The sequence below is a fragment of the Stenotrophomonas sp. TWI587 genome (genome assembly GCF_039674145.1).
GTDB classification, from domain to species: Bacteria; Pseudomonadota; Gammaproteobacteria; order Xanthomonadales; family Xanthomonadaceae; genus Stenotrophomonas; species Stenotrophomonas maltophilia_AY.
The window spans coordinates 181,433-196,887 of sequence record NZ_JBDJMW010000004.1 but is presented as its reverse complement, the minus strand read 5'-3'; the positions used below and the strand labels follow the sequence as shown (position 1 = coordinate 196,887).

15 protein-coding genes are annotated in these 15,455 nt (G+C 67.3%); 8 read left to right on the top strand and 7 right to left on the bottom strand.

Features of this window, described 5'->3' with window-relative positions:
- Nucleotides 1-30 precede the first annotated feature (30 nt).
- Nucleotides 31-666, top strand: coding sequence for a superoxide dismutase family protein (locus ABE464_RS08500; protein WP_346471580.1), 636 nt, complete (start codon nt 31-33; stop codon nt 664-666).
- 102 nt (nt 667-768) lie between these two features.
- On the opposite strand, the gene ABE464_RS08495 is transcribed toward ABE464_RS08500, so the two are convergent.
- Nucleotides 769-1,656, bottom strand: a complete 888-nt coding sequence (locus ABE464_RS08495) for a hypothetical protein (protein WP_346471579.1) — start codon at nt 1,654-1,656, stop codon at nt 769-771.
- 92 nt (nt 1,657-1,748) lie between these two features.
- Here ABE464_RS08495 and ABE464_RS08490 point away from each other — a divergent pair, with 92 nt between their 5' ends.
- Nucleotides 1,749-3,044, top strand: a complete 1,296-nt coding sequence (locus ABE464_RS08490) for an acetyl-CoA C-acetyltransferase (protein ID WP_346471578.1) — start codon at nt 1,749-1,751, stop codon at nt 3,042-3,044.
- Between the two features lie 176 nt (nt 3,045-3,220).
- On the opposite strand, the gene ABE464_RS08485 is transcribed toward ABE464_RS08490, so the two are convergent.
- The 3 genes from ABE464_RS08485 to ABE464_RS08475 form a co-directional block, all read right to left on the bottom strand.
- Nucleotides 3,221-4,585 carry a heme biosynthesis HemY N-terminal domain-containing protein gene (locus ABE464_RS08485; RefSeq protein ID WP_346471577.1) on the bottom strand — a complete coding sequence of 455 codons (1,365 nt, stop codon included), beginning with the start codon at nt 4,583-4,585 and terminating at the stop codon, nt 3,221-3,223.
- A 3-nt stretch (nt 4,586-4,588) separates the two neighbouring features.
- Nucleotides 4,589-5,566, bottom strand: a complete 978-nt coding sequence (locus ABE464_RS08480) for a uroporphyrinogen-III C-methyltransferase (RefSeq protein ID WP_346471576.1) — start codon at nt 5,564-5,566, stop codon at nt 4,589-4,591.
- Between the two features lie 109 nt (nt 5,567-5,675).
- Nucleotides 5,676-6,452, bottom strand: a complete 777-nt coding sequence (locus ABE464_RS08475; protein ID WP_346471575.1) for a uroporphyrinogen-III synthase — start codon at nt 6,450-6,452, stop codon at nt 5,676-5,678.
- A 43-nt stretch (nt 6,453-6,495) separates the two neighbouring features.
- On the opposite strand from ABE464_RS08475, the gene ABE464_RS08470 reads away from it, so the two are divergent.
- The 5 genes from ABE464_RS08470 to ABE464_RS08450 all read left to right on the top strand — a co-directional run bounded on the left by ABE464_RS08470 (nt 6,496) and on the right by ABE464_RS08450 (nt 9,611).
- Entirely contained in the window at nt 6,496-6,966 is a 471-nt protein-coding gene (locus ABE464_RS08470; RefSeq protein ID WP_346471574.1) for a YiiD C-terminal domain-containing protein, read from the top strand.
- A 30-nt stretch (nt 6,967-6,996) separates the two neighbouring features.
- Entirely contained in the window at nt 6,997-7,431 is a 435-nt protein-coding gene (locus ABE464_RS08465; protein WP_346471573.1) for a hypothetical protein, read from the top strand.
- Nucleotides 7,432-7,509: 78 nt separating this feature from the next.
- Entirely contained in the window at nt 7,510-7,947 is a 438-nt protein-coding gene (locus ABE464_RS08460; protein WP_088434820.1) for a rhodanese-like domain-containing protein, read from the top strand.
- 105 nt (nt 7,948-8,052) lie between these two features.
- Nucleotides 8,053-8,568 carry a protein-export chaperone SecB gene (secB, locus tag ABE464_RS08455; protein ID WP_019184891.1) on the top strand — a complete coding sequence of 172 codons (516 nt, stop codon included), beginning with the start codon at nt 8,053-8,055 and terminating at the stop codon, nt 8,566-8,568.
- Nucleotides 8,569-8,585: 17 nt separating this feature from the next.
- Nucleotides 8,586-9,611, top strand: a complete 1,026-nt coding sequence (locus tag ABE464_RS08450) for an NAD(P)H-dependent glycerol-3-phosphate dehydrogenase (protein WP_346471572.1) — start codon at nt 8,586-8,588, stop codon at nt 9,609-9,611.
- 215 nt (nt 9,612-9,826) lie between these two features.
- On the opposite strand, the gene ABE464_RS08445 is transcribed toward ABE464_RS08450, so the two are convergent.
- On the bottom strand, nt 9,827-10,399 hold the full coding sequence (locus ABE464_RS08445; RefSeq protein WP_123731060.1) for an Ax21 family protein: 573 nt from the start codon (nt 10,397-10,399) through the stop codon (nt 9,827-9,829).
- Between the two features lie 275 nt (nt 10,400-10,674).
- Complete coding sequence (locus ABE464_RS08440) at nt 10,675-11,313, bottom strand: response regulator transcription factor (protein WP_346471571.1); 639 nt, start codon at nt 11,311-11,313, stop codon at nt 10,675-10,677.
- 74 nt (nt 11,314-11,387) lie between these two features.
- Here ABE464_RS08440 and ABE464_RS08435 point away from each other — a divergent pair, with 74 nt between their 5' ends.
- Nucleotides 11,388-14,978, top strand: a complete 3,591-nt coding sequence (locus ABE464_RS08435) for a transporter substrate-binding domain-containing protein (RefSeq protein WP_346471570.1) — start codon at nt 11,388-11,390, stop codon at nt 14,976-14,978.
- Between the two features lie 21 nt (nt 14,979-14,999).
- Here the strand turns inward: ABE464_RS08435 and ABE464_RS08430 are convergent, their stop codons facing one another.
- On the bottom strand, nt 15,000-15,389 hold the full coding sequence (locus ABE464_RS08430; protein WP_346471569.1) for a c-type cytochrome: 390 nt from the start codon (nt 15,387-15,389) through the stop codon (nt 15,000-15,002).
- Nucleotides 15,390-15,455: the final 66 nt, after the last annotated feature.

Below are 15,455 nucleotides of genomic sequence, written 5' to 3'. Positions count from 1 at the left end.
TCTTCCAACGCTACCCGCAAGGAGATCCACATGCGCCTGATCCACACCACGCTGTTCGCGGCCATCGCCGCGCTTGGCCTGACCGCCTGCAACAAGCCGGCCGACACCACGCCGGAAGCCACCCCGGCCGCCGAAGCCACTGCCGCCCAGCCGACCGCTGAAGCGACCCCCGAGGCACCGCCGGCGATGACCAGCGAAGCCCATGCCAACCACACCGCCAGTGCCGATCTCGCGGCCACCCAGGGCAATGACGTCAAAGGCACCGTGACCTTCAGCGTCGTTGACGGCAAGGTGCACGTGAAAGGGCAGGTCAGCGGCCTGAAGCCGAACAGCGAGCACGGCTTCCACATCCATGAAAAGGGCGACTGCAGTGCGCCGGACGGCGCCAGCGCTGGCGGCCACTTCAACCCGGGCCAGCAGGACCACGGCAGCGTGGCCGCCGAACCGCATCACGGCGGCGACATGCCCAACATCAAGGCCGACGCCCAGGGCAACGCCGTGGTCGACGCCCCGGTCTCGACCAACGTCAACATCGGCAAGGGCGATGGTTTCGACATCATCGGCCGCGGCCTGATCGTTCACGCCGACGCGGATGACTACAAGACCCAGCCGACCGGCAACGCCGGCGCACGCCTGGCCTGCGCGGTGATCAAAGCGGCCCCGTAACCCGGGCCGTGTGTGACGAAAAACGCCGGCATTCGCCGGCGTTTTTTTTGAATAACGGGGACGGAGGTAGTTAAGCCTGCGGCTTAACTACCTCCGTCCCTCTTAACGCGCCAGCAACTCGCGCGCGTCCTGGCCGGCCTCGCAATGCACGAACAGCACCGGCAGGCCGTGCGCTTCCAGCACGGCGGCCATCTGCCGCTGGCGGATCAGGTACTGATCGTAGATGCCCTGCAGGCGATCACAGTCGCCGGTGCCGTGGTTGTAGTACGCGCACCAGCCGGCGGGATCGAACAGCGCCATACGCACTTCGCCATCAGCGTATCGAAGCAGCGGCTCCGGCGCGGCATCCAGCCACTCTTCCACGTGCGGTGCCATCAGCGCGGTTTCGATCAGCGGCCACAGAATCGCCAGGCCCTGGTTGTCGTACTGCATCGACATCATCGCGGCGAGATCATTCACCGTGAAATAGCGGGCGTGCTCGATCTGTGCGCCGAAGGCATTCTGCGCCTGCAGCGCAGTATCGGCCTGCGCCATGCCCTGGGCCAGCAGCACCTCTTCCAGCGCTTCGGCCACGGCCTGGGTCTGGGCGACTTCGGTGCCGGTCAGCAGGAACGGGACGACTCGCAGGCCGCCGCCGGTGAGGCTGGCATCGGCCTTGAACGGCAGCGGTACATCGCCGTCGGCGCCGGCACCGAAGGCCAGCACGCGCGGACCTTGATTGCGGCCCGGGGCGCGCATCTGCAGTTCTTCCAGGCGCCGGTGCACCGGCCAGCCCGGACGCAGGATCTCTGCGGGATCGAAATGGGCGCCGGCGAACACGAAGTCCAGCCCGCTGACGCCGGGCACCAGCTTGGCCAGATCGCGGCCGACGCGCTCGGCCAGTTCACCAGCCTGTTCGGAGGACAGCGCGGCATGGCGCGGGGCGTCGCCGCCGGCCAGTTCCAATGCCAGTACGCCAATGGCATTCATGCCGTGGTCGGGTTTGCTCATGGTTTCACGGTTGGCCCATCACAGGGCGGCAGCTACACTTGGGACCATTATGCCTGCTCCTTCGTGCAGGCCATGTTGCAGACACCCCTCCCATGCCAGGTATCTCCATGCCCAACGCCCGTCCCGTCGCCATCCTCGGCGGCGTCCGCATTCCGTTCTGTCGCCAGAACACGGCTTATTCGGACGTCGGCAACCTCGGTATGTCGGTGCGCACACTCGGTGCGCTGGTCGAACGCTTCGGCCTGCACGGCCAGCAGTTGGGCGAAGTGGCGATGGGCGCGGTGATCAAGCACTCCAGCGACTGGAACCTGGGCCGCGAAGCCACGCTGTCCTCGGGCCTGTCCCCGCTGACCCCGGGCATCACCATGCAGCGCGCCTGCGGCACCTCGCTGGACACGATCATCGCGGTGGCCAACAAGATCGCGCTGGGCCAGATCGACTCGGGCATCGGCGGCGGCTCGGATACCACCTCCGATGTGCCGATCGTGTACGGCAAGAAGCTGCGTGCGCGCCTGCTGGCGGCCAACCGGGCCAAGAGCACCGGCGACAAGCTCAAGGCACTGACCCGCGGCTTCAAGCTGAGCGAACTCAAGCCGGAATTTCCGGGCGTGGCCGAGCCGCGCACCGGCAAGAGCATGGGTGACCACTGCGAAGACATGGCCAAGGAGTGGAACATCTCCCGCGACTCGCAGGACGAGTGGGCAGTGTCCTCGCACAGGAAGCTGGCCGCCGCCTATGAGCGCGGCTTCTTCACCGATCTGATCGCGCCGTTCCGCGGCGTGGAGCGCGACAACATCCTGCGCGCCGATACCTCGCTGGAAAAACTGGCCACGCTGAAGCCGGCGTTCGACAAGGTCTCCGGCCGCGGCACGCTCACCGCTGCCAACTCCACCCCGCTCACCGATGGCGCCTCTGCGGTGCTGCTGGCCAGCGAAGAATGGGCGCGCGCGCATGGCCATGAGCCGCTGGCGTACCTACGTGATTCGCAGGTGGCGGCCGTTGATTTCGTGCATGGCGAAGGCCTGCTGATGGCGCCGACCATCGCCGTGCCGGAGATGCTCAAGCGCAACGGCCTGACCCTGCAGGATTTCGATATCTACGAGATCCACGAAGCGTTCGCCGCGCAGGTGCTGTGCACGCTGCGCGCCTGGGAAAGCGAAGACTACTGCCGCAACCGTCTCGGCCTGGATGCACCACTGGGCAAGATCGACCCGGCCAAGATCAACCCGCTGGGCTCTTCGCTCGCCACCGGCCACCCGTTCGCCGCGACCGGTGCCCGCGTGATCGCCACGGCAGCCAAGCAGCTGGCCGAGCGTGGCGGTGGCCGCGCGCTGGTCTCGATCTGCACCGCCGGCGGCATGGGCGTGGTGGCGATCGTCGAGCGCTGATCGCCTGCGCTGCATTGAACGAAGAAGGCCGCCCAAGGGCGGCCTTCTTTTTTGTATCTGGCGTAGATGAGTACCACGTTGCACTGGTAGTGCCGGCCGCTGGCCGGCTCCTCCACACCGTCTCAGGGACCCCGCAGTGCCGGCCAGCGGCCGGCACTGCAAGCGGCACGCCGCCGTTACGGCAACCGCGGGTTGCCGAACTCGTCGCGCTCCACGTGCAGGCGATCTTCCTCGGCGTGCACGCGTCCCTGCTCCACATGCAGGCGATCCTGCACCGGGGCCGGTTCGCCCATCAGTGATTGCTCTTCGATGGTGGCGCGCTCGGGGACGATCGGATCCAGCGGAGTGGTGGCCGATGCACGTGCCAGCGCCACGCTGTCATCACCACGCTGCTGGCGCAGGGCATTGGCGAAGCACTGCGAGGCTAGCGCGGTCTCGCCGCTATCCAGGAACACCTCGCCCAACGCTTCCCACGCGGCCGGGCCGGCGCCGGCGGCGATCGCGCGGTGCAGATAGTCCTCGGCCAGGGTGTGCTGGCGCTGACGCGCGGCAATGCGGCCCAAAGCCAGCAGCAATGCGGGGCTGGAAGGCTGCGTGGTCAACCAGCGCTGCAGGTTGGCCTGGCGCGTGGCCAGCTTCTCCACCGGCATCTGGCCGTACAGCGTCACCACCGATTCGTCCCAGCGCGTGTCCAGCGCCTGTTCGAGGTTGAGCAGGGCCGGTTCATCCCAGTCCAGCGCAACCGCGCGCAGCGCGTAGGCGGAAACGACATCGGGATCGCTGCGCAGGGCCTTCGGGGTCGCTTCCCACTGGGCCGCCAGCGCGTTGACGTCACTGGCTTCCAGCAGCGACTGCGCGGCCAGGCGGATTTCCAGCTCGGCCACGGCGGCATCCGGCAGGACCTTCTGCTTGCGCAGCGCGCCCAGCTGGCCATAGGCCTCATGCGCGCGATCGGCACGGGCCAGCGCTTCGGTACGCAGCCACAGGCCGCGCGGCGGCAGCGGCTGGATCGCGGCAACGTCCAGCACATTGATCGCGTCGACCGGGCGTTCCTGCGCCATCAGGCGTTCGGCCAGCAGCAGAGCATGGCTGGTGGCATCTTCGGTCGCCAGGCGCTGCAGGTACTGATTGACCGCCGCATCGTCGTCACGCGCCTGCGCACTGCGCACCGCGGTCACCATGGCAACCGCGCTCACTTCCTTGTCTTCAGCAGCACTGGTCAGCAGCTTTTCCGCACGCTGCCAGTGACCGTGTTCATGCGCCTGCAGGCCTTCGGTGAGGCGGGCGCGGCCCTGCTTGCGGCGGTAGCGGCCCCACGCACGGAACGGGGAGGCCAACAGGCTCCACAGCAGCCACAGCACCAGCAGGCCGACCAGCACCATCAGCGCGACCTGGGGCACCGTGGAGCGGTAGTCGGTGCCGCCATAGCGGTAGATCACTTCACCAAACTGGCGCAGCTGTTCGGTGCCGAGCCACTGCGAGGCGATCACGCCCAAGGCCACGGCCAGCAGCAGGACCACTAGAGATTGAAACGGCTTCATCGATTAACTCCCAGTACGCATCGTGCGCAGTTGCTGCAGGGTGCTGCCCAGTTCGGGCAACGATGGACGCAGCTCACGGGCGCGTAGTTGGTGCAGTTCAGCACGACGCTCGCGCAGAGCAGGTGAATCCGGCCACAGCCGCGGCAGCCACAGCGCGACACGGTCCAGCGCCTGGGCGTAGCCGGCCTGGTCGCCGCGCTCCACGGCGGCACGCGCCAGGGTCAGCTCCAGCTGCAGCGAATCCCAGGCGGCCACACGCTCGGCCTCGGTCAACGGGCCCTGCAGGCGGGTGGGGGTGATGGTCACGAACGGGGCCAGCACTTGGTGCCACCACGGCGTGACCGCTGTCGCGTCGACCGGTGCGTCGATCTGATCGGGCAGGCCGGTCAATCCCGCGGCGAACTGTGCCAGCGCGGCCTGTGCCTGCGTACGTGCACCCGGGCCGAGGGCATCGACGGCGTTGCGTTCCTGCATCAGTGCCTGCCGCAGGTTCAGATACTCATTCCCCTGGACATCGTCCAGCGAGGCCGCTGCCAACGCGTACAGGCGCTTGGCGCCTTCCACGTCATCGGCATAGGCCAGCCGCTGCCCGGCCTGGCTCAGCAGCAGTTCGGCCTCTTCCAGCTGCAGTGCCTGCGCGCCATGGCGGGTGCTGTCGGCCAGCTTGGCCAGATTTTCCTCAAGCAGTGCGTTGCGCTGGCCAAGGCCCAGCATTTCATCGCGCAGTACGCGGTTGGTCGCGGCTGCGTCCTGCACGCGCTGGGAGGTGGAACGCTGATCGCGGCGCAGCGCTTCAACACTGTCCAGCAGGCCCTGCATCTGCAGCTGGGCATTCTCGGCGCGCAAATGTTCCTGCGCCTGTCGCGATTGCCATTGCATCCAGCCCCAGGCACCGGCCCCGACCAACACGGCCAGCGCCGCGATCGGCACGATCCAGCGCAGGGGGCGGCTCGAAGAGGGGGGCGAATCAGCGTCGTTCATACAGGCATCCTTGTCGCGCGCGCCGGGCAGTCCGCTTGGCTGGCGAGCGACGTGGCGCACAGCATCGCCTGCCGCCCGAGCCCCCTGCAAGGCCGCACAGCTTCCCTGTTCAGGAAGATGCCGGGTGCATGAGCGCGGCGTGTGCAGCGCGGACCAGCTGCGCCGGCAGCGGACCCGCAGCCAAGGTCACGTTGGCGAAGCCGGCGGCGAGCGCCTGCGCCACCAGGCGCTCGCTGGCAGCCGCCACGGTCGCGGTGCGCAGGCGGGCCTGCAGATCCGCAGGAAGCTGCGCCAACAGCAGCGACAAGGCCTCGCCGCTGCTGAGTGCTACCGCCCAAGGCGCCATCGCCTGACGCAGCCGTTGCAGCGTGCGCGGTGGCAGCGGCAGGGGCTGGCGCACATACACGTTGGCCCGCAGCAGCTGGGCGCCGCGCTGCTGGAGGGTAGTGGCGATCACCCCACGCCCGCCGGGGGCCGTCACCAGCCCGGCCCGCAGGCCGCGCAGGTCCGCCAACGCGGGCAGCGCCAGCAGACCTTCGCTGTCCATCCGCCCCGGGGCGAGCACATCACGGGCGCCATGCCCCGCCAAGGCGGCAGCCGTCCCTGCGCCGACCGCCAGCCACTTCCCGCCGTGCGGGGTATCCAATGCAGTCAGCCGCGCGGCGGCATGCACGGCCGCCGGGCTGCTGAATACGACCCGCTCGGCCGCCAGCGCAGCGGCCAGGTCGGCGCAGGTGGCCGCATCTGCGCGTGACTGCAGCGCCCACGGCGACAGCGCGATGACGGTGGCGCCGGTGCCCTTGGCCGCGCGCCGCACGGGCGCATGCTGGCCACGCGGGCGCAGCGAGATCAGAGTCCACGGCGCGACTTTCGTTTGGGTGTTCATTGCGGGCATTATGCGAGCCCTTCGATGTGACGTGATCAGCCAGATGTCCGCAACCGATTCCCTGCCGGCGCAATTGTCCGCGCTGCAGCATGTCCTGGATGCCATGCCGCCGGTGGCGGCGATGCAGATCAGGGTCCACGATTATCGCGACGGCGTCCTGCATATCCGCGCCCCACTGGCGGCCAACGTCAACGACAAGGGCAATGCGTTCGGCGGCAGCCTGGCCTCCGCCCTGACCCTGTCCGGCTGGGCACTGGTGACTCTGCGCCTGCGCCTGGCCGGGTTCGATGCGGATGTCTACGTCGCTGACAGCCATATCCGCTACCTGGCGCCGGTCTATGGCGACCTCGATGCGCAGGCCCAGGCCGATGCGGAAACCGACTGGGACAGCTTCCTGGCCACCTTCGCGCAGCGCGGCAAGGCGCGCATCAGCCTTTCCGCCCGCCATCCGGGCGAGGGCGACAAGCCCGCCGCGGAGCTGACCGGCCGTTTCGTGGCGTTCGCAAGGCGGTAGGATGGGCGCCTTGCCGATTGGGGAATTCGCATGCGCCGTACGTTTCAGATCCTGTTGCTGACCTTGCTCGCGCTCACCAGCGTGACCGCGCTGGCCGCCGAGCAGAAAACCACCCGGAAGCAGCGCAAGGATCTGGAGGAAACCCAGATCAAATACGACTCCACGATGCGCTGGGGCACCGTGGAGGATGCACTGCCCTATCTGGATCCGGAATACGCCAAGATGCACCCGATGACCGATCTGGAGCTGCGCCGTTTCGAACAGGTGAAGATCTCCAGCTATCGTGCCAGCGACAACGTGCCCATGCCCGATGGCCGGGTGGGGCGCACGGCCGAGGTGCGGGTGATCAACAACAACACTCAGGCAGAGCGGACGGTGCGGGTGCGGGAGATCTGGCGCTGGGACGCCGAGGGCAAGCGCTGGCTCCAGGCCAACGGACTGCCGGACCTCTGGCAGGACCGCTGACCCCGGCCAGCAGGGGGCTGGACGCCGATTCGCCCGCATGTGCGACAATCGGCGCCCGCTTATCGACCCGTGATCTTAGTGAATTACGAAGAGTTGCTGGCCTTTGCCGGCCGAAACCCGATGTTGTCGATGGCCCTGGTCGGCCTGACCGTGGCCATCATCGTGACCGAAGTCCGCCGTCTGTTCCGCGGCTTCAAGTCGCTCAAGCCGGCTGAACTGACCCAGCTGATGAATGCCGGTGGCGCCATCGTGGTCGATCTGTCCTCGAGCAGCGATTTCGAGAAGGGCCATATCGCCGGCAGCCGCAATGTGCAGCCGAGCCAGTTCGGTCCGGAGCACAAGCTGGTGGCCAAGGCCCAGCAGAGCCCGGTGGTCCTGGTGTGCCGCACCGGCAATGCCTCCGAGACCGCTGCCAAGGCGCTGAAGAAGGCCGGTTTCACCCAGGTCAACGTGCTCGACGGGGGTATCCCGGCGTGGCAGCAGGCCGAGTTGCCGCTGGTCAAGGGCCGCAACTGATCCCGCTCGGATTGCAGCGCACGCCTTGTGCGCGGCGCACAGCGCCCCCATCGCAGGGCATGTAACAATCCGTTTTTACAGCATTCATTTTTGGAGCAACAGGAAATGTCCGAAGAGAACACCAACGGCGCGGTCGCGCCGGTCGACGCCGCCACCGGTCCCTCGTTCACCGTCGAGAAGATCTACGTCAAGGACGTTTCGTTCGAATCGCCGAACGCTCCGGCCGTCTTCAATGACGCCGTGCAGCCGGAACTGCAGCTCAACCTGAACCAGCGCGTGCAGCGCCTGGGCGAGAGCGCCTTCGAAGTCGTGCTGGCCGTGACCCTGACCTGCAAGGCCGGCGAGAAGACCGCCTACGTGGCCGAAGTGCAGCAGGCCGGCGTGTTCGGCCTGGTCGGTCTGGACCCGCAGTCGATCGACGTGCTGCTCGGCACCCAGTGCCCGAACATCCTGTTCCCGTACGTGCGTTCGCTGGTGAGCGAGCTGATCCAGGCCGGCGGCTTCCCGCCGTTCTTCCTGCAGCCGATCAACTTCGAAGGCCTGTACGCCGAAACCCTGCGCCAGCGTCAGGAACAGGGCGAAACCTCGCTCGCTGATTCCGAGCCGGCCGGCAACGCCTGATCGGCGCTGCAGTACGGATGAGCAACCACGCAGACAAAATCGCGGTTCTCGGCGCCGGCTCCTGGGGCACCGCCCTGGCGAGCTTGCTCGCGCGGCACGGTCATCCGACCGTGCTGTGGGGGCGAGACGCGGCGATGGTCGAGGCCATCGACCAGCGCCACGAGAACACCCGTTATCTGCCGGGCATTCCGCTGCCCGAGTCGCTGCGCGCGACCACCGATCTGGCCGCTGCCGTCAAGGACGCTGCCTGGATCCTGGTGGTGGTGCCCTCGCACGCCTTCGGTGAAACCGTGCGTGCGCTGGCGCCACTGCGGCCGGCCGGTGCCGGCGTGGCGTGGGCGACCAAGGGCTTCGAACCCGGCTCCGGTCGGTTCCTGCACGAAGTGGCGCGTGAGGTCCTCGGGTCGGACGTGCCGCTGGCGGTAGTGACCGGTCCGTCGTTCGCCAAGGAAGTCACCCAGGGCCTGCCGACCGCGATCACCGTGCACGGTGACGCGCCGGACTTCGCCCAGCAGGTGGCCGATGCCATGCACGGCCCGGCGTTCCGCGCCTACACCGGCGATGACATGGTCGGTGCCGAGCTCGGCGGTGCGATGAAGAACGTGCTGGCCGTAGCCACCGGCGTCGCCGATGGCATGCAGTTGGGCCTGAACGCCCGTGCCGGCCTGATCACCCGTGGCCTCAACGAGATGCTGCGGCTTGCTGCGGCGATCGGTGCCAAGCCGGAAACCCTGATGGGGTTGGCCGGTCTGGGCGATCTGGTGCTGACCTGCACCGGCGATCTGTCGCGCAACCGGCGCCTGGGCCTGGCCCTGGGCCGTGGCCAGACGTTGACCGATGCGGTGCGTGAGATCGGCCAGGTGGTCGAGTCGGTGCAGACTGCCGATGAGGTGATGCGCCAGGCGCGGCGTCACGGGATCGATCTGCCCATTTCCGATCGCGTGCGCGCGGTGTTGCACGGTGAGCAGACGCCCGAAGAAGGATTGCGTGCGCTGTTGGCACGCGAGCAGAAGCCGGAGTATCCGGACACGCTGTTCAAGTGATGCACGAAAAACCCCGGCAGACGCCGGGGTTTTTTTTCGGATGCGGTCCGCCAGAACGAAACAACCCGGCGCAGGGCCGGGTTATTTCGTGGCGTACCGACGAGGGTGTCGCCAGGTGCTGCAGATAAGTGAAGCCCGACGTGAGCCGGGCTTCATGGCGCAGGGGAGAGAGACCGCGCCATCCAACAACGTACCGCGGTGGTGCGTAAAACGTATTACCAGGTGAAGCGCGGACCGACGAACCATTCCTTGTCGCCGCCCTTGGCCAGCTTCACTTCGCCGGCCAGGCCCCAGTTCTGGTTGAGCTTGGCCTGGGCGCCGACGCGGCCGTAGAACTCGCCGTCCGGGTTGATGCCGTGCTTCTTGCTGTAATCCTCGTAACCGGCCATCACGTAGCCTTCGAAGTTCGGGGTGAACGCGCTGCGCACGCCGACTTCGGTCGAGTAGCCGTTGAAGTCCAGGCCGCGCTTCGGATCGAACTTCTGGTAAGCAACGCGGGCGACCAGATCGGTGGTCGGGGCGATGCCGTAGTTGTAGCCGACACCGACCTTCCACTGGTCCACATCGTTGCTGCCGCGCTTGGTTTCCTGCGCGTTGTAGTCACCGAAGATGTGGAAGTTCGGCGCCACGGCGACCGAGCCCTTCACCGCCCAACCATCAGCGTCGCCGCCCTTGGCATCGGTGTTCACGTAGCCGCCTTCAACATAGTTGTACGACAGACCGTCGGTTGCCGAAGCAGCGAACGGCAGTGCAGCGAGCAGGCCCAGAGCAAGCAGGGAAGTCTTCATATTCGGGAACACCTTTTTATTTTTTGGTTTAGTCCGCCAGCAGAGGGAGGGGGAAATCGCTGCTGGCGACAGGTGTGAATTATCCGTTAGTCACCCGAATTAGCCCTGAATATCAAACTGAGCAGTACATAAATGCAGCCGCTTTTCAGGGAACTCTCTGCGTGAGTTCTGTTAGAGATGCGCGCGACACATCACGCATGACGATCGCCATCGCGATGCAGGTGCATCGCGCGTGCGTCGGAGGAAGCAGAGGGGCCGTCGAAGAACGGCGGCGATCAGCGTTCGCCGTCGCGCAGGTAATCGAACAGCTCGGCGTCGCCTTTGAGGCCGAGCTTCAACATCGCATCGCCCTTCTGGCGGCTGATGGTGCTCACGCTTTTGTGCAGATGAATGGCGATTTCCTTGACCGTCATGCCACTGCCCAGCAGACGCAGCACTTCCAGTTCGCGCGGCGAGAGCGGTTTGGCTTCGCCTTCCTCCACGCTGTTCGTGCCGATCGCGTCAATGCGCTCTTTCAGCGTGAGGCTGACATAGGGCACGCCGCGCTGCACGGTCTGGATCGCCAGCGGCAACTCGTCCATCGACGACGTCTTGTCGACCAGGCCCAGCACGCCGGTAGCCACCACCAGGCGCAGGATGGCCAGGTTGTTGGAGACGCTGAGCATCAGCACCGGCAGCGCGGGGAAACGCCGGCGGATCATGGCGATCATCGCAAAGCCATCGGCCTGCTGGCCGCCCGGCATGGAGTAATCGGTGACCAGGACATCGCAGGGGTGATCGGACAGCGCGGCCATCAGCTCGGCGACGGTACTGGCCTCGGCCACCACCTGGCCAACGCCACTGGATTCGATCACGGCCTTCGTGCCGATCCGTACGACCGGATGGTCATCGGCAATGATAATGCGCAGGGTCATGGACTAGTATTGCCTGTAAGGCAGCCGTCGGGCCGTGCCGGGATGGGGATATCATTCTACGGAGATCAGGCAGCATGCGTATCCATGTCGTCCGCTGGCTGGTGCTGTTCGTGCTCGCAACGGCATGGAGCGTGTCGGCATCCGCCGCTGCGCCGCCCACCTTGTCGCCCCGGCAGAGCGAGTGGCTTGGCAGGCACCCTACCATCATCCTGGGCATGTACGACAGCGGCTGGCCGCCGTTCGAATCCATGCGCGAGGGGAAACCGGTCGGCCTGGGCTACGACTACCTGAGCCTGCTCACCCGGCAGTTGGGGGTGCAGGTAAAGGTGCGGATGTACCGCGACTGGACCGACGTACTGGATGCCGCCTGCCGCGGCGAAGTCGACGTGGTGATGAACATCACCCTCACCGCCGACCGTACGCGGTGCATGGTCTATACCCGGCCCTATGCGGATGCGCCGCTGGCGCTGGTCGGTCGCCCGGGTGATACCCGCGCGTCGGCCGACCCGGATCTGCGGGGACTGCGCGTGGTCACCGAGCGTGAGTTCGTCACCAGTGAGGAAGTGCGCGCGCGCTTTCCGGCTGCGCGCCGCGTGATCGCGGGCAACACCACGGAGGCACTGGGCATGGTCGCCAAAGGCGACGCCGATGTGTACATCGGCAATGCCTACGTCGCGGCGACGTTGATCGACGAACGCCGCTTGACCGGGGTGGCGCTGTTGCGACCCAGTGATCTCCCCCCCGAGCGTCTGCACTTTGGTGTGCCCAACGCCAAGCAGCCGCTGGCCGAAGCACTGGACATGGGGCTGGCAGCGCTCGCCGACAGCGAGCGCGACCGTCTGCAGCGGCAGTGGTTGCAGACACCGGAATGGTCGGTGCAATCGCAGATGGTCCTGGGCAATGCCGAAAAGCAGGTGCTGGCCACGCCGCTGCGCCTCGCGTTCGCACCGAATGCGGCGCCGTTGGCCTTCATCGACGCCAACGGCCAGCCCAGCGGAGTATCGGCCGAGTACCTGCGCCTGCTGCGCACCGTGGGCGCACAACTCACCGGCGTGCCGGCGCACGACTGGTTCGAGGTGCGCGAACAGCTGCGCCGCGGCGACGTCGACGCGATCATGGGCATCCCCAACGATTCGACCTATCTCGGCGACGACTGGGTTTTCAGCCAGCCCTTCATCACCGTACCGAACGTGATCGTCACTGCAGCCGGCAGCCCGTCGGTGCTGGGTGTGCGCGACCTGGACGGGCGCAGCATCCTGTTGACCGATCCGGACCGCCTGCGCGGCTACATCCTGCAGCAGGCACCGAATGCCCGCATCATCCCGGCGCGCAGCGCCGAGCTGGCCTTGTCACGATTGGCCCATGGCGATGCCGATGCGTATATCGGGAACCTGGCGATCGTCGACCGGATCGTCCGTGACCGCTATCCCGCCCAGCTCCACGTGGCGGCGCCGGCCGGCTTCAGCGATCGGTTGTCGCTGGCGGTCAAACGCCAGTACGCGCCGCTGGCCACCACCTTCGACCGCATGCTGGTCACCATGAGCGCGCGTGAGCACGAGGCGATCCGCAGCGACTGGCTGTCGGCCGAGTACCGCAGTGATCTGGACTGGCGCGCGATCGCGCGCTGGGCGGTGCCATTGGCGCTGGTGCTGCTGACGGCCTTGCTGGTGCATGGCTGGGGGCACTGGCGGCTGCGCAGTGAGGTCGCGATGCGCCGACGTGCCGAGCAGCGCCTGGCCGAGGTCACCGACAACCTGCCGGCGATCGTCTACCAGGGGCGCCGCGAGCGCGATGGACGGTTGTCGATACCGTACATCGCCGGCGATACCGAAGCGTTGTTCGGGCTCAGCGCCGCCGACGCGATGGCCGACGAGAGCGCCTTGATGGACCGGATCGACGAGCGCGACCGCGCCGGCGTACGCCAGGCACTGGAACGCGCCGCGCGTGACTTCATCCCGCTGGACATGGAGTTCCGTACCTCGCCACGTGGCACGTTGCGCTGGGTGCGCTCGCGCGCGCTGCCCTACGATGCCGAAGACGGTGCGCTGCTGTGGAGTGGCTATTGGGTCGATGTCACCGAGGCGCGTGCACAGGCCGATGCGCTGGCATTGGCCAAGGCGGCGGCCGAGCGCGCCACCGCCGCCAAGTCCGAGTTCCTGGCCACGATGAGCCACGAGATCCGCACGCCGATGTCCGGCGTGCTCGGCATGGTGGAGGTACTGTCACACACCACGCTGGATACCGAACAGCGCCGCATCATCGGGGTGATCGAGGATTCGGCGCAGATGCTGCGGCAGATTCTGGACGACCTGCTGGACTACTCCAAGATCGAAGCCGGCGCATTGTCGCTGCAGCCGCATCCGGTGGCACTGCGCGCACTGCTCGGCAATGTGCAGCAATTGCTTGCGCCGCAGGCGGTGGCCAAGGATCTGGCGCTGCGGATGCAGATCGACGATGACGTTGCTGCGATGCATCTGGCCGATGGCATGCGCCTGCGCCAGGTCGCCTTCAACCTGCTCAGCAATGCGCTCAAGTTCACCCACCACGGCGAGGTCAGCGTTGCATTGGCGGTGATCGACACCGATGCGGACGGCGCGCAGACGCTGAGCCTGACCGTGCGCGACACCGGCATTGGTATCTCGGCCGAGCAGCGCGAGCGCCTGTTCGCGCCGTTCGCGCAGGCCGAGGCTGCCACCAGCCACCAGTACGGTGGCACCGGGCTGGGCCTGAGCATCTGCCAGCGGCTGGTAGCCCTGATGCACGGCACGCTGACATTGCACAGCACGCTGGGCGAAGGCACCTGCGTGGAGGTGCGGCTGAGCCTGCCTGCCGTCGCAGCAGACGAACAGCCAGGCGCCGCCGAGGAACAGGTCAACACGCTGCCGATGCCGGCCGAGCTGCTGCAGCGGCGCGTGCTGATCGTGGAAGACCATCCCACCAACCAGGCGCTGATGGGCTGGCGCATGCAGCAGTTGGGCCTGCCGCACGTGCTGGCCGAGAACGGCGAGCAGGCATTGGCGCTGCTGGCCCGCACTCACTTCGACCTGGTCATCACCGATTGCCGCATGCCGGTGATGGACGGGTATGCCATGACGCGGCGCATCCGCGAGCAGGAGCGCGACCACGGCAGGCCACGGTTGCCGATACTCGCCTTGACCGCCAGCGCGCTCGACGATGACCTGCAGCGGTGCCGTGAGGCCGGCATGGACGATCTGCTGGGCAAGCCGGTGCCGCTCGCACTGCTGCGGCAGGCGCTGCTGCGCTGGCTGCCGAGCCCCGATCAACGCGCGCGCACCACTGATCCGGTCGCCGATGCCGACGCCGACGGGCTGGCCGCCGATGCACTTCCGGACCGCGCGGCGGTCGTGCGCCGGTTCGGTTCAGCGCATGTCGCCAGCGTACTGATCGACAGCCTGTGCACCACCTCGGAAGAGGATCTGGCGCGTCTGGATGCCGCGGTACGCGATGACGCGCGGCAAGCCACCGTCGATGTCCTGCATCGCCTGGTCGGTGCGCTGGCGACGCTCGGCGCCCATGTCCTGGCAACCCAGGCACGTACCTTGATGGAGCGGGTGGACGAGAGCGGGGTGGCCACGGAAGCGGAGGCCATCGCCACGTTTGCCGCTTCCCTGCGTGCCTATCTGCCGCAGTTGCAGGCGTCCTGAGGCGCCCTGCCGCCGCTGATGTCAGCGCTGCTGCTGCAGGTACTCGATCACCTGCCGGCGGCGCTCCGGGTCGGCGGTGGTGTTGACCATGCGGGTGCCCGGCACCACGTGCGTGGGCGAGCGCAGGAACGCATCCAGCGTCTGCTCGTTCCAGGTCAGCCCTGCATCGCGCATCGCGTTGGAGTACGGATAGCCGGGGACACTGCCCGCACGCCGGCCGATCACGCCATGCAGGTTCGGGCCGAACCGATGCACGCCACCCGGGCTGACGGTGTGGCAACCGGCACAGATCGCAAAGGCGCGCTGCAGGTCCTGCTGATGGGCCTGCTCCGGCGTCTGCGGGGCGCGCGAACACGCCGCCAGCAGCAGGCAGGCCAATAACGGCGCTATCGATCGGAAGGCAGGGGCCATGGCGCAGCGGTCACGTCCAACAGGACGCTCAGGATAGCGAGCACGGCGGTGACTGCCGCGCCCGAT

Excerpts from the sequence above, each read along its gene's own strand:
- ABE464_RS08500 (WP_346471580.1), top strand. The coding sequence starts at position 31 with ATGCGCCTGATCCACACCACGCTGTTCGCGGCCATCGCCGCGCTTGGC.
- ABE464_RS08495 (WP_346471579.1), bottom strand. The coding sequence starts at position 1,656 with ATGAGCAAACCCGACCACGGCATGAATGCCATTGGCGTACTGGCATTG.
- ABE464_RS08490 (WP_346471578.1), top strand. The coding sequence starts at position 1,749 with ATGCCAGGTATCTCCATGCCCAACGCCCGTCCCGTCGCCATCCTCGGC.
- ABE464_RS08485 (WP_346471577.1), bottom strand. The coding sequence starts at position 4,585 with ATGAAGCCGTTTCAATCTCTAGTGGTCCTGCTGCTGGCCGTGGCCTTG.
- ABE464_RS08480 (WP_346471576.1), bottom strand. The coding sequence starts at position 5,566 with ATGAACGACGCTGATTCGCCCCCCTCTTCGAGCCGCCCCCTGCGCTGG.
- ABE464_RS08475 (WP_346471575.1), bottom strand. The coding sequence starts at position 6,452 with ATGAACACCCAAACGAAAGTCGCGCCGTGGACTCTGATCTCGCTGCGC.
- ABE464_RS08470 (WP_346471574.1), top strand. The coding sequence starts at position 6,496 with ATGTCCGCAACCGATTCCCTGCCGGCGCAATTGTCCGCGCTGCAGCAT.
- ABE464_RS08465 (WP_346471573.1), top strand. The coding sequence starts at position 6,997 with ATGCGCCGTACGTTTCAGATCCTGTTGCTGACCTTGCTCGCGCTCACC.
- secB (WP_019184891.1), top strand. The coding sequence starts at position 8,053 with ATGTCCGAAGAGAACACCAACGGCGCGGTCGCGCCGGTCGACGCCGCC.
- ABE464_RS08450 (WP_346471572.1), top strand. The coding sequence starts at position 8,586 with ATGAGCAACCACGCAGACAAAATCGCGGTTCTCGGCGCCGGCTCCTGG.
- ABE464_RS08445 (WP_123731060.1), bottom strand. The coding sequence starts at position 10,399 with ATGAAGACTTCCCTGCTTGCTCTGGGCCTGCTCGCTGCACTGCCGTTC.
- ABE464_RS08440 (WP_346471571.1), bottom strand. The coding sequence starts at position 11,313 with ATGACCCTGCGCATTATCATTGCCGATGACCATCCGGTCGTACGGATC.
- ABE464_RS08435 (WP_346471570.1), top strand. The coding sequence starts at position 11,388 with ATGCGTATCCATGTCGTCCGCTGGCTGGTGCTGTTCGTGCTCGCAACG.
- ABE464_RS08430 (WP_346471569.1), bottom strand. The coding sequence starts at position 15,389 with ATGGCCCCTGCCTTCCGATCGATAGCGCCGTTATTGGCCTGCCTGCTG.